This is a genomic window from Mycolicibacterium insubricum (assembly GCF_010731615.1).
Lineage (GTDB): Bacteria > Actinomycetota > Actinomycetes > Mycobacteriales > Mycobacteriaceae > Mycobacterium > Mycobacterium insubricum.
The window spans coordinates 2769018-2792484 of the sequence record NZ_AP022618.1 but is presented as its reverse complement, the minus strand read 5'-3'; the positions used below and the strand labels follow the sequence as shown (position 1 = coordinate 2792484).

The 23467-nt window shown below is 68.9% G+C and carries 21 protein-coding genes; 7 read left to right on the top strand and 14 right to left on the bottom strand.

Features of this window, described 5'->3' with window-relative positions; all coding sequences use genetic code 11:
* Positions 1-49 precede the first annotated feature (49 nt).
* Entirely contained in the window at positions 50-1255 is a 1206-nt protein-coding gene (locus G6N16_RS13275; RefSeq protein ID WP_083033965.1) for a DUF1214 domain-containing protein, read from the bottom strand.
* A 148-nt stretch (positions 1256-1403) separates the two neighbouring features.
* Positions 1404-2243 (bottom strand): mycofactocin-coupled SDR family oxidoreductase, encoded by an 840-nt coding sequence (locus G6N16_RS13270; protein WP_083033963.1) that lies wholly within the window; start codon positions 2241-2243, stop codon positions 1404-1406.
* A gap of 258 nt (positions 2244-2501) precedes the next feature.
* Between G6N16_RS13270 and G6N16_RS13265 the strand changes: the two genes are divergently transcribed.
* A complete protein-coding gene (locus G6N16_RS13265; RefSeq protein WP_163787878.1) occupies positions 2502-3785 on the top strand; it encodes a cytochrome P450 in 1284 nt (427 codons plus the stop codon).
* Here G6N16_RS13265 and G6N16_RS13260 read toward each other — a convergent pair.
* The 3 genes from G6N16_RS13260 to G6N16_RS13250 are packed head-to-tail and all read right to left on the bottom strand — an operon-like array spanning position 3782 to position 6205.
* On the bottom strand, positions 3782-4588 hold the full coding sequence (locus G6N16_RS13260) for a carboxymuconolactone decarboxylase family protein (protein WP_083030934.1): 807 nt from the start codon (positions 4586-4588) through the stop codon (positions 3782-3784). The two genes, G6N16_RS13265 and G6N16_RS13260, sit on opposite strands and share 4 nt — an antisense overlap.
* Entirely contained in the window at positions 4566-5378 is an 813-nt protein-coding gene (locus G6N16_RS13255; RefSeq protein WP_083030935.1) for a mycofactocin-coupled SDR family oxidoreductase, read from the bottom strand. Before G6N16_RS13255 ends, G6N16_RS13260 begins: the two co-directional genes overlap by 23 nt.
* Positions 5375-6205: a mycofactocin-coupled SDR family oxidoreductase gene (locus tag G6N16_RS13250; protein ID WP_083030937.1), complete on the bottom strand. Its 831-nt coding sequence runs from the start codon at positions 6203-6205 to the stop codon at positions 5375-5377. The genes G6N16_RS13255 and G6N16_RS13250 overlap by 4 nt, the downstream gene beginning before the upstream one ends.
* Positions 6206-6383: 178 nt before the next feature.
* Between G6N16_RS13250 and G6N16_RS13245 the strand changes: the two genes are divergently transcribed.
* The gene (locus tag G6N16_RS13245; protein WP_083030998.1) at positions 6384-6914 is read left to right on the top strand and encodes a TetR/AcrR family transcriptional regulator; all 531 of its coding nucleotides are present in this window, start codon (positions 6384-6386) and stop codon (positions 6912-6914) included.
* A gap of 4 nt (positions 6915-6918) precedes the next feature.
* Here the strand turns inward: G6N16_RS13245 and G6N16_RS13240 are convergent, their stop codons facing one another.
* Positions 6919-8514, bottom strand: a complete 1596-nt coding sequence (locus G6N16_RS13240; RefSeq protein WP_083030938.1) for a cation:proton antiporter domain-containing protein — start codon at positions 8512-8514, stop codon at positions 6919-6921.
* A gap of 185 nt (positions 8515-8699) precedes the next feature.
* Here G6N16_RS13240 and G6N16_RS13235 point away from each other — a divergent pair, with 185 nt between their 5' ends.
* On the top strand, positions 8700-9869 hold the full coding sequence (locus G6N16_RS13235; RefSeq protein ID WP_083030940.1) for a MalY/PatB family protein: 1170 nt from the start codon (positions 8700-8702) through the stop codon (positions 9867-9869).
* Here G6N16_RS13235 and G6N16_RS13230 read toward each other — a convergent pair.
* Both G6N16_RS13230 and G6N16_RS13225 read right to left on the bottom strand, forming a co-directional pair.
* The gene (locus tag G6N16_RS13230; RefSeq protein WP_083030942.1) at positions 9861-11366 is read right to left on the bottom strand and encodes a GMC family oxidoreductase; all 1506 of its coding nucleotides are present in this window, start codon (positions 11364-11366) and stop codon (positions 9861-9863) included. The two genes, G6N16_RS13235 and G6N16_RS13230, sit on opposite strands and share 9 nt — an antisense overlap.
* 69 nt (positions 11367-11435) lie before the next feature.
* Positions 11436-12251 carry a DUF2249 domain-containing protein gene (locus tag G6N16_RS13225; RefSeq protein WP_083030943.1) on the bottom strand — a complete coding sequence of 272 codons (816 nt, stop codon included), beginning with the start codon at positions 12249-12251 and terminating at the stop codon, positions 11436-11438.
* Positions 12252-12311: 60 nt separating this feature from the next.
* Between G6N16_RS13225 and G6N16_RS13220 the strand changes: the two genes are divergently transcribed.
* From G6N16_RS13220 to G6N16_RS13210, 3 genes are read left to right on the top strand one after another with little or no spacing between them, the layout of a single operon-like run.
* A complete protein-coding gene (locus G6N16_RS13220; protein ID WP_083030945.1) occupies positions 12312-13025 on the top strand; it encodes a helix-turn-helix transcriptional regulator in 714 nt (237 codons plus the stop codon).
* Complete coding sequence (locus G6N16_RS13215) at positions 13018-14118, top strand: DUF8744 domain-containing protein (protein WP_083030947.1); 1101 nt, start codon at positions 13018-13020, stop codon at positions 14116-14118. The genes G6N16_RS13220 and G6N16_RS13215 overlap by 8 nt, the downstream gene beginning before the upstream one ends.
* Positions 14115-16775, top strand: coding sequence for a multicopper oxidase domain-containing protein (locus tag G6N16_RS13210; protein ID WP_083030948.1), 2661 nt, complete (start codon positions 14115-14117; stop codon positions 16773-16775). Before G6N16_RS13215 ends, G6N16_RS13210 begins: the two co-directional genes overlap by 4 nt.
* A 34-nt stretch (positions 16776-16809) precedes the next feature.
* On the opposite strand, the gene G6N16_RS13205 is transcribed toward G6N16_RS13210, so the two are convergent.
* The 6 genes from G6N16_RS13205 to G6N16_RS13180 all read right to left on the bottom strand — a co-directional run bounded on the left by G6N16_RS13205 (position 16810) and on the right by G6N16_RS13180 (position 22003).
* Positions 16810-17136 (bottom strand): hemophore-related protein, encoded by a 327-nt coding sequence (locus G6N16_RS13205; RefSeq protein ID WP_083030950.1) that lies wholly within the window; start codon positions 17134-17136, stop codon positions 16810-16812.
* Between the two features lie 203 nt (positions 17137-17339).
* Complete coding sequence (locus tag G6N16_RS13200) at positions 17340-18350, bottom strand: phosphotransferase (RefSeq protein WP_083031000.1); 1011 nt, start codon at positions 18348-18350, stop codon at positions 17340-17342.
* An 88-nt stretch (positions 18351-18438) separates the two neighbouring features.
* Positions 18439-18678, bottom strand: coding sequence for a hypothetical protein (locus G6N16_RS13195; RefSeq protein WP_083030951.1), 240 nt, complete (start codon positions 18676-18678; stop codon positions 18439-18441).
* A 55-nt stretch (positions 18679-18733) separates the two neighbouring features.
* Positions 18734-19531 (bottom strand): enoyl-CoA hydratase/isomerase family protein, encoded by a 798-nt coding sequence (locus tag G6N16_RS13190; protein ID WP_083030952.1) that lies wholly within the window; start codon positions 19529-19531, stop codon positions 18734-18736.
* Complete coding sequence (locus tag G6N16_RS13185; RefSeq protein ID WP_083030953.1) at positions 19528-20553, bottom strand: TIGR03617 family F420-dependent LLM class oxidoreductase; 1026 nt, start codon at positions 20551-20553, stop codon at positions 19528-19530. Before G6N16_RS13185 ends, G6N16_RS13190 begins: the two co-directional genes overlap by 4 nt.
* A gap of 4 nt (positions 20554-20557) precedes the next feature.
* Positions 20558-22003 carry an aldehyde dehydrogenase family protein gene (locus G6N16_RS13180; protein WP_083030954.1) on the bottom strand — a complete coding sequence of 482 codons (1446 nt, stop codon included), beginning with the start codon at positions 22001-22003 and terminating at the stop codon, positions 20558-20560.
* Positions 22004-22183: 180 nt separating this feature from the next.
* Here G6N16_RS13180 and G6N16_RS13175 point away from each other — a divergent pair, with 180 nt between their 5' ends.
* Positions 22184-23467, top strand: a complete 1284-nt coding sequence (locus tag G6N16_RS13175) for an acetyl-CoA hydrolase/transferase family protein (RefSeq protein ID WP_083030955.1) — start codon at positions 22184-22186, stop codon at positions 23465-23467.

Below are 23467 nucleotides of genomic sequence, written 5' to 3'. Positions count from 1 at the left end.
ATGTCATACGGTAAGAATGCAGAAGGTGTAACCCGAGAGTCCGGTGGCGCTACCGGTAGAACCGATCGTGCACCGCCCGGCGACGGCCTTCGACGACGGCCGCGCGCTCGGCGGGTGTGCACCGAGCGGTATCGGCCGGCAGGTGCTGGAGTACCTCGTCTGCGCTAACCCGACGAACGCCCGGCACCGGGGCGGTCTCGGTCCGCACGCAGCGCAACAGCATCGCCCCGTTGCTGTGCCCAGCGGTGTCCAGCCAGTTCGCCACCCCCGGATCCCGGGCGGAAAGCACAAAGCGCACCTTCCCGTCCGAGTCGGTGACCACCTGATGACCGTTGAGGCTGGATTGGTGCCGGCCGTAGTTGATGGTTTCCAGCCACGGGTTGCCCAGCGAGATGCTCCAGTACACGCCGACGGGCGGGTCGAACTCCAGGATCAGCGCCTCGCCGTCGGCCAACTCGAAACGCCCGATGACCGGCCGGTTCTCCGCCGCCGCCCCCATGGCGCTCATATCCGCCGGCGGGATGAAACCGTTCGCCTGCGGCATCGCCCCGAAATCGAGGAAGAACTTCAGGTTGTCGTAGACGAACTCGCCCAGCGCATACAGCTGCCGGGCCACCGACGTCTCGGGGTCGACCGAGCGATCCGGCGGCTGCACCGGGTCGCCGATCCGCTCGATCTTCAACTCGGCCAGGGTCTCGGTGTCCCAGTCGTAGAGGAAGTTCCGGACCGTCAGCACCGGGTGTTCGCCGGCCAGCCGCAGCCAGTTGCCCGGGTGCTCCTCGGCAGAGAGCACCACTTCGAAGTTCCCGTCGGCGTCGACCTCGAGTTCGTCGACAAGCGCATTGGCGGTCGTGGTCATTCCGTCCATCGTCTGCAGGCCCACGTACCGTGCGGTGCCGCGGTTGCCGTAGAGCCGGTAGCTCTCCCCGGCCCGCATGGTGGCGTTGAGGTAGACGCAGTCGGGGCATTCCAGACCCCAGGTGACGACATCGTCCATCTTGGCGCGGTTGACCGCGAGGACGGGGTCGGGATCGACCCGCAGCGCCATGTCGATGCCGACCGCGAGCAGGATCATCAGGTGGCGCATGCCGGCGGCGTGGTCGATCCGGTTCCCGTTGGCCGGCGTCGACGCGACGAGTTGCGCTGCCGCCGAGAGCCGTTCCTGCAGGTGGGCCCAGGCCTCGGCCATCTCCGCATCCGGTGTTCCGGTTCCCGACAGCGCGGCCTCGGCAATCGCGTGCGGCAGCCAGGCCATCGGGTTCTTCCAGGCGGGTACCTGCTCGTCCGGCACGGGTCCTCCAGCTTCGCCGGCACCCGGGGCGCCGAGTTATTCGAAAACGGCGTTTTCGCTTTTACTGCCTCGACTATCACACCGGCCGGTGCGACCTGTCAATGAACCGGCTTCACTTGAGCATGCTTCCGGCGTCGACGGTCATGGGCAGGCCGGTGATATAGCGCGACTCGTCCGAGGCCAGGAACAGCACCGCGTTGCTGATGTCGATCGGCTCCACCCAACCGACCGGCAGCACGTGCATGAGCTGGGCCACCACCTTCATGTCGTCGGCGTTCGGGTTCTCCAGATCCGGTCGAAACAGTCGCATGGTGCCCTCGTTCATGAACAGCGGCGTGTTCACGTTGGTGGGATGCACCGAGTTCACCCGGATGCCGTGCTGCCCGAGTTCCACGGCGAAGGTGCGCATCAGGCCGACGACCCCGTGTTTGGCGGCGATGTAGTGCCCGGTGTGCGGATACGCCTTGAGGCCGCCGACCGAGCTGGTGAGGATGATCGAGCCACCCTCCCCCTGTGAGATGAGGTGCGGTACCGCTGCTTTCACCGATTTCCAGACACCGGACAGGTTGACGTCGATCATGTCGGTCCAGTCTTCTTCGCTGGTATGGTCCAGCGTCTGGCCGCCGTTGCCGATCCCGGCGTTCGCGCAGATGATGTCCAGCCGCCCCAGTTGCTCGACGCCGGCGTCCACCACCGCCTTGAGCGCATCGAAGTCGCGGACGTCCACCTCGGCGGCGACGATCCGCCGGCCGAGGTTCTTGACCAGATCCGTGGTCTCGGCGAGATCGTCGGCCGTTGCCGGCGGGATCTGTGTGTTGCTGCTGACCGGGGCGCAGATGTCGACGGCGATGATGTCGGCACCTTCCTCGGCGAGCCGTACCGCGTGACTGCGCCCCTGCCCCCGGGCCGCTCCGGTGATGAATGCAACATTGCCCGCTACCCGTCCGGTCATGTCCACCTCGCTGTTGTCGCTCGTTGAATCCGCCGACGGCCTCCAGGCGCACCGCGGTCGATCGATCATTTATCGATCGATCAGCACGCTAACCGCGAATCGGACGCACTGTCAACGGCAGCATGTCGCGAGTTCTCTACGGATTATTGACGCCCCATCGGCAGCGTGGTATCCATGACACGTGCCGCTGCCCTGATCGACCGATCAGTTCTTGATTGGCGATGACAGGTCCGCACCCCCAGCCCGGAGGCCAACGAAATGACCAAACTCGCCGACGTCGACTACTTCACCAACGCCGAGGTCGCCCAGGATCCCTACGAATACTGGGACCATCTGCGGGAGTGCGGCCCGGTGTTCACCGAGCCGCACTACGGCGTCGTCGCGGTCACCGGCTATCAGGAGGTGCACGCCGCCTTCAAGGACGTCGAATCGTTTTCCGCGGTCAACGCAATCGGTGGGCCGTTCCCGCCGCTGCCGTTCACCCCCGAGGGTGACGACATCGGCGACCTCATCGAGGCACATCGACACGAGTTTCCGATCTACGAGCACATGGTGGTGATGGATCCGCCCGAGCACGAGAAGGCCCGGTCGCTGCTGGGGCGCCTGCTCACCCCGAAGCGGTTGCAGGAGAACGCGGATTACATCTGGCGACTGTCCGATCAGCAGATCGACGAGTTCATCGGCAACGGGCGCTGCGAGTTCCTCGGCGAGTACGCGAAGCCATTCGCCACCCTGGCGATCGCCGACCTGTTGGGCGTGCCCGAAGCGGATCGCCCGCGGCTGCGCCGCAACCTCGGCGCCGGCGACGCGCCGGGGTCCATGGTCGGGTCTCTCGATCACGAGCCCGTCGGCAGGAATCCGCTGCGGTACCTCGACGATCTGTTCAGCGAATACATCACCGACCGCCGGTGCAACCCCCGCGAAGATGTGCTGACCGGTCTGGCCACCGCCACCTACCCGGACGGCTCGACGCCTCCCCTTCTCGAGGTGGTACGCCCGGCAACGTTCCTGTTCGCCGCGGGCCAGGAGACCGTCACCAAGCTGTTGAGTGCCGCCGTGCAGATCCTCGGTGACCAGCCGGACCTACAGCGACTGCTGCGCGAGGACCGAAGCCTGGTCGGCAATTTCATGGAGGAGACGCTGCGCATGGAAAGCCCGACCAAGGTGGATTTCCGGCTCTGCCGCCGTTCGACGACGCTGGGCGGGGTGCCGATCAAGGCCGGCACGGTGCTCATGCTGTGCCTCGGTGCGGCCAACCGCGACCCGCGGAAGTTCGAAAACCCCAACGAGTTCCGGATCGACCGCAAGAACGTGCGCGAACACATCGCGTTCGGCCGCGGCATCCACACCTGCGCGGGTGCTCCGCTGGCCCGGGTCGAGGGCCGCGTCACGATCAACCGGCTGCTGGACCGGATGGACGACATCCGGATCGACGCCGAGCCCCACGGCCCCGCCGATACCCGCCACTACTCGTACGAGCCCACCTTCCTACTGCGCGGGCTCACCGAGCTGAACATCGAATTCACCCGCGCCGGCGGTTAGGGCTCTTGCTCGGCGGCCCATTCGTCGCGCACCCGAAGTTTCTGCTCGTCGATCACCTGCTGCAGGTTGGCCGCTTTGGCCCAGCCGTAGTACGCCGCGAAATGCAGTGCCACCTCGTCCATCTCGTCAAACGACAGATCCCCGCTCTTCAGTGCCGCGTAGACGTGGCTGAGGATCGGGTACGGCGCATCCTGGAACGCCACGCAGGTGACGGTCACCAGCCGCCGTTCCCGCATCCCCAGGCCGCGACGCAGCCACATCTCGCCGAACACGAAGTTCAGGATCCCGCCGCCGTGATAGGCGTTGTCCCGGATCGGCGTGTAGGGGATGCAGTTGATCTCCTTGAACGCCTGCTCCCCGCCCGCCAGTCGCGCCTCGGGATCGCTGGGGGTGGACAGGGGCAACAGCGGCGCCGGCGGCGGCACCGGCTCACCGCGTTCCTCGTGGATGCGGAACCACTGCGCATCGATCGCCATGTTCAGCCGGGATGCCTTCGGCCACCCGGCGTACACCGCGAAATGCAGCGCCATCTCCTGAATCTCCACGATGGACAGATCACCGCTGTTCAGCGCGGCATACACGTGATCGTCGAGTGGCCCTTCGGCGTCCGCCGCCGCGACACACGACAGGGTGATGAACCGGCGGTCACGCCGGGATAGGCCGGGTCGCTGCCAGATGTCGCCGTACACCAGATCGAGCAGCATCGAGGTAGTGGGACTGTCGCCCGCCGGTGCCGGGACCGTCATGATCTCGGCGAACGCCGCGGCGCCGTCGGGTGTTTCAGCGGATGGTGACACCGGCATCTACCTTGAACTCCAGGCCGGTGACATACCGGGACTCGTCAGACACCAGGAACAGCACCGCGTTGCTGACGTCGACGGCCTCGATCATCGGATCCGGCAGCGCATTCATGAACAGCGGCACCAGGTCCGGGCGTTTCTCGCCGAACACCGTGGCCAGCGACGGCGGCGCCATACCGGTGGCGACACCGGTCGGGTGCACGGTGTTTACCCGGACACTCTGGGCGGCAAGCTCGTTGGCCAGGGCCTTGCTCATCCCGACGATCCCGTGCTTGGACGCGGTGTAGGGAATATGCAGGGGGTTGCCCTTGATGCCGGCCGCCGAACTGATGTTGATCAGACTGCCGCCGTGATCGACCAGGTGCGGCAGAGCCACCGCGCAGGTATGCCAGGCGCCGATCAGGTTGACCTCGAGAACCAGTCGCCACTGCTCGGTGGTGACCGTGTCCCAGGTGCCGACGGTGAGCACACCGGCGTTGGCGACCGCGGCGTCGAGCCCGCCGATGATCTCGACGCCCTCGTCGACAGCGGCCCGCAGCGCGGTCTCGTCACGGACGTCGGCGACCCGGGCCACCGCCGTGCGGCCCAGTTCGGTGACCAGCCGCTCGGTCTCCCGCAGATCCTCCTCGGTCGCCAGGGGGTACTCCAGGCCCTCCGGAGTGGCGCAGACGTCGACCAGGATCAAATCGGCGCCCTCCTGGGCCAGCCGGACCGCGTGACTTCGGCCCATGCCGCGGGCCGCACCGGTGACCAGTACCTTCTTGCCGGCCACCCGGCCGTCGCGGACGCTCACAGCTTGTTGCAGAAGCCGGCGTCGACGGGGAAGGTGACCCCGGTGACGTACTTGGCGGCATCGGACACCAGGAAGGCGATGGCGTCGCTGATGTCCTCGGGCTCCAGCAGGCTCACCGGCATCGGGTTCTGCAGGTGCGGGCCGCCGTCGGGATAGGCCTCCAGGAACGCCGTCATCGCGGGATTGGTCGCCATCATGGTGTTCACCGCGGTCGGGTGCACGGTGTTGACCCGGATACTTTGCGAGGCAAGCGCATTGGCCAGGGTGCGCATCAGTCCGACGATGCCGTGCTTGGAGGCGGCGTAGCCCAGGCCGCCACCGCCCGTCCCGCCGAAGCCGCGCAGTCCGGCCGTCGAGCTGGTCAGCACGATGGAACCGCCTCGCCCACCGGCTATCAAGTGCGGGATCGCCGCCCGGACGGTGTGGAAGGCCCCGACCAGATTGACGTTGAGCACGTCGCTCCACTGTTCGAGCTCTTCGTCGATGGTGAGTTCGCGGAAGCTCATGGTGGCGATGCCGGCGTTGGCGAGGACGATGTCCAGTCGGCCGAAGTGCTCGACGCCGGCTTTCAGTGCGGCATCCAAGGCGTGGTAGTCGCGGACATCGGCGACCGCGCCGAGCATCGTCCCGCCCGCGGATTCCACCAGTTCGACGGTCTCCTCGAGCTCCTCGAGGGAGGCCATCGGGTATCCGTTGGAGGCGATGTCGGCACAGATGTCGATGCCGATGATGCCGGCGCCCTCGCCCGCCAGCCTTACCGCGTGGCTGCGTCCCTGGCCGCGCGCCACTCCGGTGATGAAGGCCACCCGGCCCTCCAGTGAACCCATCGATCCTCGCTTCGTCGGTGCGGCAACTCGGTAACTTGGTTACTTGACGTAGAGTAACGTCGTTACCAGATGGTGGCAAGGGTGAGCAGAAAGGTCCTCTCCAGTGGTCGCAGTTCCCGGTGACGACGCGGAACCGGTTGTGCCGAATCGGGATCCGGTGCTGGCGATCGTGGTCGGGATGCTGGAGAACGAGGGTTACGACGCGGTGCAGCTGCGGGAGGTGGCGCGCCGCGCCCGCACGTCGTTGGCCACCATCTACAAGCGCTACCCCACGCGCGACGAGCTGATCCTCGCGGCCCTGCAAGCCTGGACCGACGAGCACCGCTATGCCGGGATCACGATCGCCCCCCGCCGACCGGGCGAATCACTGCACACCGCCTACATGCGGCTGCTGCGAACGATCTTCGAGCCGTGGGAACGGCATCCAGAGATGCTGACGGCGTTCTTCCGGGCACGCTCGGCGCCGGGCGGGCAGCGGTTGCTGCGCCGGGGCATCGACGCCGTGGCACCGGCCGGTCGCGAACTGCTCAGCGGCATCGACGAGAACTTCGTGGCCGACCTCGACAACATCATCGCCGGGCTGGCGTACGGACTGCTCGGTCGCTATGCCACCGGGGAGATCGCCGTCACCGACATTCTCACCACGCTGGACCGCGCAGTGTACTGGCTCACCGCCGGATACGACGCCGCCCACCCGGGCGACGCGTGACGGCTCAGCCCGGCGAGGCGTTGTCGGATCCGATGGACCCGCGCGCGATATCGCCGCTGATCTGATCGGCGAGTTCCAGTCCCGCACCGGTGTACACGTTGAAGGCGATGTCGACCCCGTGGTCCTTGGCCCACGCCACCTCGTCCTCGTAGCGGAGCACCGCGGCGACCTCCCCGCTGAACCCGGACTCCCGCAACGACTCCAGCGCACCGACGTTGCGCGGCATGGCCAGCACCGCGACTCGTACCGAGTCCGAGCGGCGCAGGCGATTCCAGAAATCCAGGTCGGTGGCGTCACCCTCCACGATGTGCACACCCTTGGCGGAAAGCCGGGCGATCCGGGGCCCGTCGTAGTCGACGCCGAGGACCTTCAGGCCGTAGTGCTCGGTCATCCGCTGGTAGGCGGCGAATCCGACCCGGCCCATGCCGATCACCACCACCTCGGCGTCGCCGGCGTCGGCCGGGCGTTCCTCGGGCTGCAGTTTGGTCTCGTCCTGGGCGGGTAGCCGGGCCGCGATCTTCTCCACCATCAGGTGCCCGCGGCCGTTGACCAGTGCGGACACCACGAAGCTGAGCGCCACCGCGATGGAGATCTCCACCAGCCACGCCTGGGTCAGCAGCCCGACCGACACACCGACCGACACCACGATCAGACCGAACTCGGAGTAGTTCATCAGGCTCAGCCCGGCCAGTATCGCTGTGCGATATCGCAGTTTCATCATGGCCAGCAGTACCACGTACCAGCCTGCCTTGAACGGCAGCAGCGCCACCATGAGCACGGCCACCCCGACGGTCGGCAGGTCGGGCAGGCCGGTCAGCCCGATCGACACGAAGAACCCGACCAGCAGCAGTTCCTTGATGTGAAACAGCGAGCGCGCGAGCTCGGTGGCGGCCGGGTGCGATGCCAGCAGCACGCCGACCACCAGGGCACCGAGATCGCCCTTGAGACCGACGACGGAGAACCACGCGTAGCCGGGGACGAACGCCATCACAATGCCGAACAGCGACTGCATCTCGCCGTGGCCCAGCTGCCCCCAGATCTTGCGGAGCGCCCGGGTGATCGGCCACAACGCCACCAGCGTGAGCGCCCACACACTGGGCAGGTGCCCGCTGGTCGCCGTCAGGAACACCACGGCGACGATGTCCTGCATCACCAGGACGCCGATCGCGACGCGGCCGTAGAGGGCGTGGGATTCGCCGCGCTCCTCCAGCACCTTGACGACGAACACGGTGCTGGAGAACGACAGCGCGAATGCCAGTAGGACTATGGTCCGCACGCTCTGACCAGAAAGCATCGAGACACCGACCACCGCCGCGAGCCAGAGCGCGATACTGCCCAGCACGACGCTGATCACCAGGTGCACGGAGGTGGTCAGCCACACCTCGCGGCGCAGCAGGATCCGGACGTCGAGCTTGAGGCCGATGGCGAACAGCAGCAGCGTCACACCGAGCCCGGCCACCACCTCCAGCACCTTGTCCAGGTGCAGGGCGTTGATGACGAACCCGGCCGCCAGAAATCCCACCAGCGGAGGCAACCGCAACGCCAGGGCGACACCGCCGAGGCCGAAGGTGATCATCAGGTACAGGGCGACGACCGTCACACGCTTTCCCCTCCATTGCGGTTGTTCGGAACCTTCCGTTTCCCGGTGGTCCCAGCTTCACCTCGGCTGCGTCGAGTCTCGCTGAACCTCCCTATTATCCCGGGCCGGTGATCTCCGCGGGTCACCCCCCAATGCGCCGCGACGCGATGCCGGGCTCGCGGCGGCCCGCCGCATAGGCTGGGCCGATGGCCGCCGATACGCCGCTGACCACACTGACGCTCGCCGAACTGCGCCGCCGGACCAGCGCGAAATGGCGCGTCTACCCCGACGACGTGCTGCCGCTGTGGGTGGCGGAGATGGACGTTCCGCTGGCGCCGCCGGTGGCCGCCGCACTCGCCGAAGCGGTCGCGCTCGGTGACACCGGTTACGCCGCCGGAACCGGGTACGCCGAGGCGCTCGCGGCCTTCGCGGCGGCGAGATGGAACTGGACGGACCTGTCGGTCGGGCGCACCACGGCGGTGCCAGACGTGATGAACGGCATCGCCACCCTGCTGCACCTGGTGTCCGAGCCCGGGGACGTCGTGGTCCTCTGCGTCCCGGCCTATCCCCCGTTCTTCGCCTACGTCGGCTACGCGGGTCGGCGCATCGTCGAGGTGCCGCTGCGCGACGACGGCCGGCTAGACCTGGACGCGCTGGACGAAGCGTTCGGGCGGGCGCGCGCGATGTGTGCCAATCCGGTTTTCCTGCTCTGTAATCCGCACAATCCGACCGGGGTGGTGCACACGCGCGGCGAACTTGAGGCGGTGGCGGCACTGGCCGGTCGCCACGGTGTACGGGTGATCGCCGACGAGATTCACGCTCCCGTCGTCTTCCCCGAGGCGCCCTTCACCCCATACCTATCCGTCGACGGATCTGAGACCGGATTCTCGGTGATGTCCGCATCCAAGGGGTGGAACCTCGCCGGGATCAAGGCCGCGGTGGTGGTCGCCGGGCCGGCCGCGGCGGCAGACCTGGCTCGGATACCGATGCAGATCAGCCACGGCGCCAGCCATTTCGGCGTGATCGCACATACCGCGGCCTTCCGTGACGGCGGTGACTGGCTCGATCTGCTGCTTGCCGATCTGGTCGCCAGCCGCGCGCTGCTGGCCGATCTGCTGGGCGAGCATCTTCCCGGCGTCGGCTATCGGCAGCCGGAGGGCACCTACCTCGCCTGGCTGGACTGCCGCGGTCTCGGGATCCCGGCGTCCGCGGGCACGCCGGGGGCATTCTTCGGCGACCGGGCGAAAGTGGCGCTGAGTCCCGGGGAGTCGTTCGGCGTCGGTGGCGCCGGCCATGTCCGGCTCAACTTCGCCACCAGTCCGCAGATCCTCACCGAAGCCGTCGCCCGGATGGGTGAGGCGCTGCGCTCAATCTGAGAGCACCAGGTCCGCGCCGCGGTGCGCGATCATCATGGTGGGCGCGTTGGTGTTTCCCGATGTCAGGGTCGGCATCACCGAGGCGTCGATGACGCGCAGTCCGGCCACGCCGTGCACCCTCAGCTCCGGGTCCACCACCGCCGTGTCGTCGACGCCCATCCGGCAGGTTCCGACGGCGTGGTAGATGCTGGTCTCCCGCCCGGCGAGCCAACTGCGGTCCTGTTCGCCGCGGGTGCGGTGGGCGCCGGCCACCGCCCGCATGGCCGGTGTGCCCTCGACGATCTCGCGCGCCTGCCGGGTGCCCTTCAATAGCCGTTCGACGTCGTCGTCGTCACCGAGGCGCTCGAACTCCACCAGCGGAGCGCCGCTGCGCAGCCTGACGTGCCCGCGGCCTCGCGGATGCATCAACACGGTGTACACGGTGAAGCCGTTCACCCGCTCGATCCCGGTCCGTCCGGTGGCCGAGTTGAGCTCGTAATGCATTGGGCCCACGGCGATCTGGAAATCATCGGTGAATATCTGTGCCTCGAACGGGGACAGGGTCAGCAGGCCGTCGCCCCGGGCCAGCAGGGAACCGACACCTTGCAGCGCGCCGATCGGACCGAGGGTATTGGGCGTGGGCACCTTCGATTCCCAGACCTGACCGGCCACCAGGTGGTCCTGGAAGTTCGCCCCGACACCCGGCAGGTTCAGCGTCGTCCCCGAGGGACCGATGCCCGATTTCAGCAGCAGCGCCGGTGAACCGATCGCGCCCGCGCACAGGATCACTTCGTAGCGGGCGCGGATCCGGCGGCCCCGGCATTCGACGCCGACCGCGCGTCCGTTCTCCACCAGCAGCCGTGACACCGTCGTGCGGGTCAGCAGACGCGGACGGCGGTCCCGAGGCGCGGACCGCAGGTAGCCGCGGGCCGAGGAGACCCGCAGTCCCCGGCGCTGGTTGAACTGGGTCCGCGATACCCCGACCTGCGTGCGGCCGTTCTGGTCGGGGTTGCGCTCATGCCCGGCCTGCACGGCCGCCTCGATGAACGCCTCGTCGATCTGGTGGCGGTGGCCGCACCAGGACACCGGGATCGGGCCGGCGCCGCCGCGGTACTCATCGGCGCCGTCCACCCAGCTCTCGATTGCCTTGAAGTGCGGCAGAACGTCGTCGTAGGACCAACCGGCGGCGCCGGATTCGGCCCAGCCGTCGTAGTCACCGGCGCGTCCACGCACGTAGACCATCGCGTTGATGGAGCCGCTGCCGCCGACGATGCGGCCGCCGGCGAATCGGTCGACGGCGCCGCCCTTGGTCGGATCGGGTGCGCACAGGTGCTTCCAGTTCGCCGTCATGTACAGCGCGACCACACCGGCCGGAATCCGGACGTCGGGCCGACGGTCGGTGCCGCCGGCTTCCAGCAGGACGACGTCAGCGCCCGCCGCGGCCAGCCGCGACGCGACGATCGATCCGGCCGAGCCCGCCCCGACCACCACGTAGTCGGCGGTGTCGCTGTCGTTCATTGGGCCATCCTGCCCGACGGCAGCTCGCTGCGTCGGCGGTCCCGGGACAACGCGTCCCGGGACCCGGCTTCAGAGTTTGATCAGCCGCAACCGCCAAGCGTCCGGCCCGCGCTGCTCGTAGTCGACGGCGATCCGCCCGCCGGAACGGTCGCCGAGCTGATGCAGCAACGGGATCGGGTCGTGCGGGGCGATCAGCACCAGCGCACCGCCTTCGGGAACTGCGTCGAACGCACCGAAAACGGTGGCGTGCCGAATGGCATGGGGAACCTCGCGGACGTCGAGCACCGGATCCTCGTGGTCGTGCTCGCCGCAGGCGCAGACATGCGGTTCACCGGGGCCCTCCGCCGCGGCGTGGCCGTGATCATGGCCGTGGTCATGGCCGCCGCAGCAACCACCCCCGCCGCCGAGCAGTTCGTGCATGCCCTCGGTCACCTCCGCCAGCGACACCTCGGGATCGGCGGCGACGATCGGCAGGATCCGCTCGTTCTCGTCTTCCAGATGGGCGTTGAAGACCACCCGCAGCGCCTCCACCTCGGCGGCGGCCCGGACCGGAGAGCGTTCCCGCCGGATCCGCTCGACCAGCGTCGCGATCACCCGGTGCGCGGCGATCATCGACTCGATCAGGGGCCGGGCGCGTTCGGTGCGGGCCGCGGCCGGGTACAGCCGGTCCTCCTCGGCCGCGGCGTGCGGGAGGAGTTCGCCGGTCAGGAACTCCACCAGCGCCGACCAGGCGAGGTCGATCTCGGTGCCCCGGTCGGCCGCGGACAGCACCGACTCGGCCAGGGTGTCGAGGCTGCCGGCCAGCTGGGCGTGGTGGTTCTTGATGTTGTCGACGGCTTCCGCGTCGGCGGCGGTGGACGAGACGATGACGCCATCGAGAGACATGCCGGGCTCCTGTTGTCGAGGGTTTTGCGAACCGGCCCTCAATTTACTACGGTTTATTCCGTGAATAAAGGGCGGGTGCGACTGGGACCGCGGCCGACCCCGCCTGCGGCGGGTTATCCGCCGCTGTCCCGCCAACGGCTGGCCGTTCTCGACTTCATCCGCGGGCATGCGCCCGCGCGGGTCAGCGAGGTCGCCACCGGACTGGGCCTGCACGTCAACACCGTGCGCGAGCACCTCGACGAACTGGCGCAGGCCGGACTCGTCGACACCACCACCGAGGCACCCGCCGGGCGGGGGCGCCCCGCCACCCTCTACCAGCCGGCACCGGCCGATCCGGCCATCGGCGCCCAGGACTACGCCGGCCTGGCCACCGCACTGGCCGGCCACCTGGCCCGCACCAGCGCCCACCCGGAAGCCGATGCGCGCGCCGCGGGCATCGACTGGGGCCGCGAGCTGGTCGGCTCCGGCGACGACGGCAACCCGGATCCACACACCCGGGTGATCGAGATCCTCGCCCGGCTCGGTTTCGGCCCGCAGCCATGTGCCGGCGGCGACGAGCCCGGGATCGCTTTGCGCACCTGCCCGCTGCTCGACGCCGCCCGCCGCTACCCCACCGTCGTCTGCCAGGTGCACCTCGGGCTCGTCGAAGGCATGCTGGACGCGCTCGGCGCCAGGACCGGACCCGGGCTGGACCTGATCGCCTTCGCCGAACCGGGCGCCTGCCGGCTGTTTCTGCCGGACCCGGACATCCCGGGCGGGACGCGCGATGAGTGACGTCGCGCTGCCGGCGCGGTCCCTGCTGCTGATTCCGGGTGCCCTGGCGCTGCTGGCGGGCCTGGACGCCGCGCTGATGCTGTTGGGGCTGCCAGCTCCGGTACAGATCACCCGGATCTCCGAGGTGCACGGTGTACTGCTGGTGCTCGGCTTCGTCGGCACCGTGGTGTCCCTGGAACGTGCCGTAGCGGCAGCACGCCCGGCGGGCTATCTGGCGCCGGCCGCGCTGGGTGCCGGTGCGTTGGCGCTCATCTCACCGGTACCGCGTTCGGTGTCCGACCCGTTGCTGGTGCTCGGAACCGCCGCGCTGTTGGGCCTCTATGTCGTGCTGTGGCGTCGCAGCGCGGATCTGGCCGTGTTGATTCAGGCCGCGGGGGCGGTGCTCGCGGTCGGCGCGGCGCTGCTGTGGTGGGCCGATCTCCCGGTGCCACAGCTGATTCCGTGGCTCTCGGGTTTCCTGATCCTGACCATCGCCGGCGAGCGCCTGGAACTGGCCCGGGTCGTCATGATGAGCCCCCGCACCCAATCGGTGCTGGCCGCCACCGCCGTCGCCCTGGCCGCCGGTGCGCCGGCCGCGCTGCTGTGGCCCGGTCCCGGTTACGTCCTGCTCGGTGGCTCGCTGCTGGCGATGACCGGCTGGCTGGCCTGGCACGACGTGGCGCGACGGACGGTGCGCAGCAACGGGTTACCGCGCTATATGGCGGTGTGCCTGCTGGCCGGCTACGGCTGGCTCCTGGTCCCCGCGACGCTGTGGTTGCTGGTCGGCCCGGTGCCGGCCGGCCGTGGGTACGACGCCGTCGTGCACGCCGTCATGCTCGGTTTCGTGATGTCGATGATCATGGCGCACGCGCCGGTCATCCTGCCCGCCGTGGTTCGGCGGCCGCTGCCGTACACCCCGTGGATGTATGCCCCGGTAGTGCTGCTGCACGCCTCGCTGCTGCTGCGGGTGGCCGTCGGCGACGCCCGTGACGTCGAGTACGCCGTACGGGCCGGTGGGGTGCTCAACATCGTGGCGATCCTGGGATTCATCGTGATCGCCGTGATCGCGGTGGTGCGCGGTTCCCGCCGCTCGGCAGGACGGACACCGTCATGAACCGGGGGTCGTGGCATCTGCGGGCGGGATCGGTGGTCTTCGCCTGGTTGCTGGCGGTGGTGGCGGTGGCGCTGGCACACCGGTTCGTGCCGCTGGCCGGCTGGCTGCTGGTGCATCTGCTGGGCCTGGGGGCGGCGAGCAACGCGATTCTGATCTGGAGCCGGCACTTCACCGACGCCCTGCTGCGTCGCAAGGCCGGCCCGCCGTTCCCGGGTCAGGTCATCGGACTCGCGGTGTTCAATATCGGCGCGGTTGCCGTGATCACCGGGATGGTGGTCGATCGGTGGTCGGTCGTCGCGGCCGGGGGTGCACTGGCCGCCATCGCCGTTGGGCTGCACGCCGTCGATCTGACCCGGGCCTTGCTGATCTCATTGCCCGCCCGGGTTGGTCGCGGGCGGTCCCGGCTTCCCCTCGGCTCCGCCGACACTGGCTCCGCTCGCGTCACCTCCACCGAACCTCGCCGAACCGCCCGGTTCACCATCACCGTGTACTACTACGTCGCCGCAGCGCTGACCCTGCTGCTGGGCGCCGGACTCGGTGTGGTGATGGCGAATTCGGCGTTGCCCGGGATTCTCGACGAGCGGTTCCGGACTGCGCACGCGGTGCTGAACCTGTTCGGCTGGATTGCGCTGACGGTGCTGGGCACGCTGATCACCTTCTGGCCGACGATGCTGCGCACCCGGATCGCCGAAGGTGTCGAGCGACATGCGCGGCGGGCACTGCCGGGACTGGTGGGGGCGCTGCTGATCGCGGTCGCTGGAGCGCTGACCGGAGTATCGGCGGTTGTCGGGATCGGTGCGCTGGTCTTCCTCTCGGCCGCCGGGTACCTGCTGTGGCCGCACCTGGACGAGATCCGGCGCAAGCACCCGGCCGACTTCCCCACGCTCTCGGTGCTGTGCGGTGTCGGTTGGTTATTGGGGTCGCTGGCCTATCTGGCCGTGGGCCTGCTCACCGCGCCCGACTGGTTGTCCGTCGTGGACGTCACCTCGGCGGCGGCACCGGCGCTGCTGGCCGGATTCCTGGCGCAGGTGCTGTTCGGCTCGCTGGCCTATCTGGTGCCGGTGATGATCGGCGGCCGGGCGTCGATGCTCGCCGGCATCGCCGTCCTGGAGCGCGGTGCCCCGTGGCGGCTGTCGGTGGCCAACGCCGCGCTGCTGCTGTGCGTTCTTCCGGTGCCCAGCCTGGTCCGGGTAGCCGCATCCGTGCTGGTGCTGGTGGCCTACGTCGCCTTCCTGATCCTGCTGGCTCGGTCCGTCCGGGTGTGCCTGCGCAACCGCGGCGTGCCGTCGAAGAAGGGACCGCTGCAGGCCGCCCCCGCGGCCCAGCGCCTCGGGTCGGCCGCGGCCGGGCTGGCGGTGGTGGTGTTGACCACCGCCGGGGCGGTGGCTGTCGATCCGGCTGCCGTCGGGATCGCCACCGTACCGAATGTCGCGGTGACGGCTACCGGACACACCGTCGAGGCGACGGTGCGTGTGGAGGGCATGCGGTATGTGCCCGACGTCATCGACGTCAACGCCGGCGACCGGCTCCGGATCACCCTGGTCAACACCGGTGTCGACCGCCATGACCTGGTGCTGGCCAACGGCACCCGGACCCAGCGCGTCGCACCCGGAGAGACCGCGGTGCTCGACGCCGGAATCATCGGATCCGACCTTGACGGCTGGTGCTCGGTGGCCGGTCACCGGCAGATGGGCATGACGCTGAAGGTGCGCGCCGCGGGCTCCCAGCCCGCCGGCGGTGCGGGCCACCACCACGATCCGGCGTCGCAGCCGGCCCTCGGTGCTGCCGATATCGTGCGCAGCCTGGGCAGCGCACCGGGCCCGGATTTCGTCGCCCGAGATCCCCGGCTGCCCGCCGCCACCGGTCCGGTGCACCGGCTGACGCTGATCGCCGCCGACACCGACCTCGCAGTGTCACCCGGGATCACCCAGCGGTTGTGGACGTTCGGTGGGACCGCGCCGGGCCCGACGCTGCACGGGCGGATCGGCGACACCTTCGAGATCACCCTGGTCAACGACGGCAGCATCGGGCATTCCATCGACTTCCACGCCGGCGCGCTGGCCCCAGACGTGCCGATGCGGACCATCGAGCCCGGCCAGCGGTTGGTCTACCGGTTCACCGCCACCCGGGCCGGGATCTGGCTCTACCACTGCTCGACGATGCCGATGTCGCTGCACATCGCCAACGGTATGTTCGGCGCCGTCGTCATCGATCCGCTGGATCTGCCCCGGGTGGACCACGAGTACATCGCGGTCCAGTCCGAGCTGTACCTCGGGCCGCAGAACGGCGAGGCCGACGCCGACAAGGTGCTGGCCGACCGCCCCGACCTGGTGGTGTTCAACGGCTACGCGCAGCAGTACGACCATGCGCCGCTGACCGCGAGGGTGGGCGAGCGGGTGCGGATCTGGGTGCTGGCCGCCGGCCCGAACCGGGGCACGTCGTTCCACGTGGTCGGCGGACAGTTCGACACGGTGTGGGCCGAGGGCGCCTACCGGCTGCGGCCGGGCGCCGGAGGCGCGCAGACCCTGGGGCTGTTCCCCGCCCAGGGCGGGTTCGTCGAGCTGAGTCTTCCCGAGCCCGGTAACTACCCGTTCGTCTCGCACTCGATGATCGACGCCGAGCGCGGCGCGCACGGGGTGATCAGGGTGGGGCGCTGACGGCCGGATTCAGCCGTCGTGCCCGGGTTTCCGATCAGTAGTTGTTGCAGGAGTAGGCGACCTGGTTGATGACCGGCGCGTACTGCTGCATCTGCGGGTAGCCAGACACCTCGGCGATCTTGGCCCGGCGCTCATCGGGCGACGCGGCCATCAGGCCTTGCAGCCACATGTTGACCAGCGGGCTGCTGTTGAGCTCCGCGGCGGTCTCCGGCGCCTCGGCGTTGACCGCGGCGATGACCTGCGGATAGGTGCAGGTGGAGTTGGCGATCGCGTCGACGTCCGGGGAGGCCGAGGCCAGCGCCGGTGCCAGGAAACTGCCGATCGTCAGCGCGGCACAGGCGGTGAAAACAGTCTTCTTCATGGTGCTACCCCTCTGATGGCGCGGTTGTTCTGTCCTATGTCATGTGGTGTCACGTGACTGCAATGTCACGTGTCACTACTCCTATCGGAACCGACGGAGAATCTGTTAGCCAGGCTACCAGCAGTTGCCGGACCGCTGTGACGTTCCTTTTCGTGCCCCCGCGCTATCTTCACCCCGGCGCCTCGGCGCGGTCTATCGGCCGATCAACCGATCTCCGCGATCGCGGCAGCGGTATCCAGATCGCCGTATGCCATCGAATAGCGCTGGGCCAGCTCGAGCGCGATGTCCGGGCGCTGCCACAGCTCCCCCGCGCTGGCCGTGGCCAGCCAGGTGCACAGGCCGTGGGCCACCGAGGCCCGGTAGTGCAGCCAGATCTCGTCGGCGCCGGGTAACTCGTCGGCGGGCAGGCCGAGCCCGTCGCGGTAGACGGCCAGCAGCTCGCGCTCGTGGGCCCGGCGGTCCTCGACGGTCAGCGCCCCCTGCAGGAAGTAGCCGAGGTCCAGTGACCAGTTGCCGCGGCGCAGTACCTGCCAGTCCAGGAAGCCCACCCGCCCGTCGGGCAGCACGTAGGTGTTGCCGATGTGCGGGTCCCCGTGCAGCAGGGTCTGCGGGTTGCGGGTGAGGCTGCGGATATACGGCTTCCAGATACCTTCGACCAGCCGGTCGATGCCCATGGTGAGGACTTCCGCCGGGGTGTCGGCGGACAACCGCTGCTGGGCGGCCGGCAGCGGCGCCCACTGCATACCGTCCCACGGCTCGAACGGCTCGACCCAGTCCAGCTCGGGAGCGGAAAGCCGCTCGCCCCAGTACTTTCCGTGCAGCCGGGCCAGCCCGCGCACTCCGGCGGCGGCCTGCTCGACGGTCAACGGGCGCAGCGCATCGCGGGGATCGGCATCGCGGGCGGTGAGATCCTCCATCACCAGCAGGAAGTCTTCGGCGTCCTCGTCGATCACGCTGGCGTAGACCACCGGGTGCTCCAGCGGCAGCTCGATGTCGGCGGCGAACAGCCGCGGTTCGTGGAACAGCCCGCTGGTCATCTTGATCAGCTCGCGGTGGTCGGGATCGACACCCTTGACGAAAACCGTTGTAGGACCGTCGCCGTCGCGGTAGGTGAGGCCGAGCCGGGCGCGGCGGTTGGTGCCGTCGTCGCGCATCAGCACCGTGACGGTGTCCACCCGGACGCCGGGGTTGCGGGCCGCCAGCGCGGCGGTCATCCAGTTCGGGTCGATCTCGTCCCAACCGGTGGGAACGACGGGGGTTGCGCTCACAATCGGTGAGCGTAACCGTTACATCGCGACTCGACTATGTAAGCGTCAGGAACTGGCCGTTGATCCAGACGCCCCAGTGGCCGCCGGACGGTCCCCACCACCACACGACGGGCTCGTTCAGGAAGGTATCGGCGGGCTTGCGCGGCGCATTGGCCGGTGCGACGGGATCGGGATTGCCCCACGGGTCCGCGGTGGCGACGCCCGCGGCGAGGCCGACGGCGGAACCGACGAGTGCGCCCGCGACGGCCAGCTTGGCGATGTTGATCAAGGTCATACGAAACCCCACCCCGGTCGTAGGAAGTTAGCCATCCAAAGTTTAGCCCAGACCGTCACGGCAGGGGCTCCCAGTCCCGTGCCGGCGAGCCGGTCCACCGGGGTGCGCGGCGCTCCCGGAATGCCGCGACCCCCTCGGCGGCGTCGGGACCGCCCAACAGCCGGTGATGCAGCTCGGTCTCCAATTCGGCCACCTCCCGCGGGCTGTAACCCCTGCTCACCGTGTCCCACAGGAGTCGTTTGCTCAACGCGGCCGACATCGGCGCGACGTTGACGGCGATGTCGGTGGCCAGTGCGACGGCGTGATCGAGGACCTCACCGGCGGGCAGGCATTTCGAGGCCAGGCCCAGTGTCACGGCCTCGTGCCCGTCGAAGGTGCGGCCGGTGAGCAGCAGCTCGGCGGCCACCGAGACGCCCGCGATGTGCGGCAGCGTCCAGTGCGAGGTGCAGTCGCCGATGACCCCGCGGCGCGCCTGGGCGACGGCGTACTTCGCGTCGGCGGCCATGATCCGCATGTCGGCCTGCAGTGCGATGGTCAATCCGATGCCGATGGCGTGACCGTTGACGGCGGCGATCACCGGGGTGCGCAGGTTGAAGGCCGCCGGGTCGATGGGCGATGCGGTGAAGGCCCCATCCGTGGCGTCGAACGGGTCCGCGACCAGATCCGCCCCGGCGCAGAACGCATCACCGGCCCCGGTGAGCACGATCGCGCGCACGCCGTCGTCCTCGTCGCAGGCGCGGTAGGCCGCGCTCAGCGCCTCGCCCATCGCGCGGGTGTAGGCGTTGCGCTGCTCGGGCCGGTTGAGGGTGAGGATCGCGACGCCGTCGGCGACGTCGACCTCCAGATCGGTCACGGCCGCGCCGGTAGGTCGTGCAGCGCGGCGGTCAGCGCGGCGATCTGGTCCGCGGGCGGGCGGTAGCCGGGGAAATAGCAGCAGACCTCCCCCGCGTGCGCGCCGTAGCGACGGCCGATCTCCGCGGCGCACTCCTCCGGTGTACCGGTCACCCCGATTCTGGCCACCATGTCGTCGCTGATTAGTGCGCGCATCCGGTCGACGTCGCCGACCTTGGACAGGGCGTTGAGTTCGGGTTGGGCGTCGGCCCAGCCCTCGACCTCCAACACCGGCCGGTACGCCGGTGTCGAACCGTAGAAGGCGATCAACCCGGAGACCGCCGCCCGAGCCGCGGCCTGCTCCGCGCCGGTGCGGCCCATCGCGACCATCACCTGGACGACGAGCGGGAATTCGCCGGCCCGCCGTCCGCCGCGGTGCAGTCCCTCGGCGATCGCCGGCAGGGTGCGCTCGGCGAAGTGCCGGTCGCTGTTGAAGGGCATGACCAGCAATCCGTCGGCCACCTCGGCGGCGGTGCGGGTCATCACCGGGCCCAATGCACCCATCAGCACCGGCGGCGGCCCGAACGGGTTCGGGCCGGGGTTGAAGTTCGGCGGCATCAGGGTGTGGGTGAAGTACTCACCGCGAAAACTCAGCCGGGACTTCCCCTCCCAGGCGTCCAGGATCGCCTTGATCGCCGACACGGTTTCGGCCATCTTCGCCGCCGGCTTGTCCCACGTTGCGCCGTAACGCTTTTCGATGTGCGGCTGGATCTGGGAACCGAGGCCCAGGCGGAAGCGGCCGCCGCTGTAGACCTGCAGATCCCACGCCGCGTGCGCCAGGTGCAGTGGGCTGCGTGGACCGGCGATCGCCACGTTGGTCATCAGGTCCATGCCGGGTGTGGCGCCGGCGGCCACCACTAGCGGCAGGAAGACGTCGTGCTGGCCCTCGAAGGTGAACAGGCCGTCGACCCCTGACGCGGCGATGGCAGCGGCGTGCCCGGCGACGCGCTGCGGGGCGGAGTCGACCTGCAGGTGGACCTTCACCCGCTCAGGTTAGGCCGATGTACACCGACTTGGTGTTGAAGTAGGCCTCGAGGCCCTTCTTGCCGCGCTCACCGCCCCAGCCGGACTGCTTGTGCCCGCAGATCGGCATGGACGGGTCGGCGGCGAGTGCGGTGTTCACCCAGATCTGGCCGCCGCGAAGCGCATTGGCGACCCGGTGCGCTCGGGAGAGGTTCTCCGTCCAGATCGAGCCGGCCAGCCCGTACTCGGTGTCGTTGGCCGCGGCGATGGCCTCTTCCTCTTCGTCGAAGGGGATGACGCAGCCGACCGGCCCGAAGATCTCCTCGCGGATCAGCCGCATATCCGGCGTGGTGTTGGTGACGATGGTCGCCTCGTAGAAGTACCCCGGGCGATTCATCCGCTTGCCGCCGGTGATGATCTCCGCGCCGCCGGCCACCCCGTCGCTGACGATGCCCTCGACGCGGGTGCGCTGCTTCTCACTGATCAGCGGGCCGAGCACGGAGGTGGGGTCCTCGTAGCCGCCCATCGGCAGCATCTGGGCGAACGCGGCCAGTCCCTCTACCACGCGGTCGTAGATTCCGCGCTGCACATACATGCGTGACGTGCAGGAACAGTTCTGTCCGGACCCGGCCAGCAGGCCCATTCCGGCGCCCATGATGGCCTTGTCCAGGTTGGCGTCGTCGAACATGATCAGCGGCGACTTGCCGCCGAGTTCGAGGGTGAGTCGTTTGAGGTTGCCGGCGGCGGCCTTGACGATCAATCGGCCGACCTCGGTCGATCCGGTGAACGCGATCTTGTCGACGTCGGGGTGGGCGGTCAGCAGCGCGCCGGTGGTCTCCCCGTAGCCGGTGATCACGTTGAGCACCCCGTCGGGCAGTCCGGCCTCGCGGAAGATCTCCTCCAACTTCAGCGCCGACAGCGGGGTCTCCTCGGCGGGCTTGAGCACCGCGCTGCAGCCGGCGGCCAGTGCGGGTGCGACCTTGAGCATCGCGACGAAGAACGGGCCGTTCCACGGGATGATCAGGCCGACGACGCCGACCGGCTCCAGCTGGGTGAAGGTGTGGTACTCCTCGTAGTGGCCGAGCAGGCCGTCGGAGATGAGGTTCGCCGACTCGCCGTGGATCTTTCCGACCCATCCGGCGTAGTAGATCAGCATCTCGTTGGCGACCTTGATGATCTGCTGGGCGGCCATCGCGTTCATGCCGTTGTCGCGGGCCTCGATCTCGGCCAGCTCCGCGGTGCGCTCCTTGATGATCTCTGCGGCGCGGAACATCACCTCGGCGCGGTGCTGGGCGGGCAGCTTGCGCCACACGCCCGACTCGAAGGTCTCCCGGGCCCGGGCCACGGCCGCGTCGACGGTCGCCCGATCCGAATCGGGCACCTCGGCGATCTGCTCCTCGTTGGACGGGTTGAAGACCGGGATGATGCCCGAGCTTTCGACGGTGGAATCGATGTCGATGGTGTTGGTCACTGCCACTCAATCCTTTCGCCGGGCACTCCCGGACGCCAGCTGCTGAGCACTTGCTTAGCAGCTGCTCTCGGGGGGTGTCAAGGATGCGCGACTGTGCCTATCCCGGCCCGCGGCCCGCCGCGGCTGTGTCACAGTGGACCGCCGCACCGAGTGCACCCATGCCGATAGGAGCTCCTCCGCATGTCAGTACCCGCGTCGACCCCGGCTCCCGGGGTCCCCGAGGACGTCCTGAACTTCGTCTCCGACGGCAGTCAGCTGGTGGTCCCACTGGCCCTCGGCGAGCCGCCGACGCTGATCCGGGCGCTCGAGGACAACGCGGACCGGTTCACCGGGGTGCGCATCCACCAGATGGACCCCCTCGGCGAGCACCGCTACATCCGCGGCGAGTTCGGCGACCGGCTCCGCCACGTCGGCTACTACCTGGGGCCCGGATCCCGCAGGGCTTTCTGGGAGGGCACCTGCGACCTGGTGCCCAACCATTTCTCCGAGATGCCGCTGATTCTCCGTCGGGTCAAGCCGGATCTGGTGCTGGCGCGCGCCGCGGGTCCCGACGAGCACGGCTATTTCAGCCTCGGTACCAACGCCGACTACACCGCCACCTTCATCGGCAACGTCCCGTTCTTCCTCGAGGTCACCCCGGACATGCCGTTCACCTATGGCGGCAACATGATTCACCACAGCCAGGTGGCCGGCTGGATCCAGACCGATGCGTCGTTCCCCGAGCACATCCACCGCGACCCGTCGCCCACCGACCAGGCCATCGCCGCGCTGGTCGCCGAGCGCATCGCCGACGGCTCGTGCATCCAGGTCGGCATCGGGTCGGTGCCCGACGCGCTGCTGGGCTCGCTCCACAGCCACCACGACCTGGGCATCCACACCGAGGTGATGGCCGACGGCCTGATGAAGCTAGTGGAATCCGGCGCGGCGACCGGCACCCGCAAGCACCACCACCGCAACAAGCATGTGGCGACGTTCGCCATCGGATCCCCGGAGCTGTTGCGCTGGCTGCACCGCAACGCCGCCGTCGGGATGTCGGCGGTGGACTGGGTCAACGACCCGCGGATCATCGCCGAGGAACCCAACTTCGTGTCGATCAACGCCACCACCGAGGTCGACCTGATGGGTCAGGCGGCCAGCGAGACCATCGCCGGCCGGTACTGGTCCTCCTCGGGTGGTCAAGCCGACTTCGCCCGCGGTGCAATGTATTCCGAGAACGGCCAGGCGTTTCTGGTGTTGCACTCGACCACCAGCAAGGGCATCGGGCGCATCCGCGCGACCCTGACCTCCGGCAGCGTGGTCACCACCTTGAAAAACACCGTCGACCACGTCGTGACCGAATACGGGGTGGCCGAGCTGCGCGGCGCCAGCCTGTGCGAGCGGGCGAAGCGGTTGATCGCGATCGCCCACCCCGACCACCGCGACGAGCTTCGATTCGACGCCCGCAGGGCCGGGTTGCTGCACTAG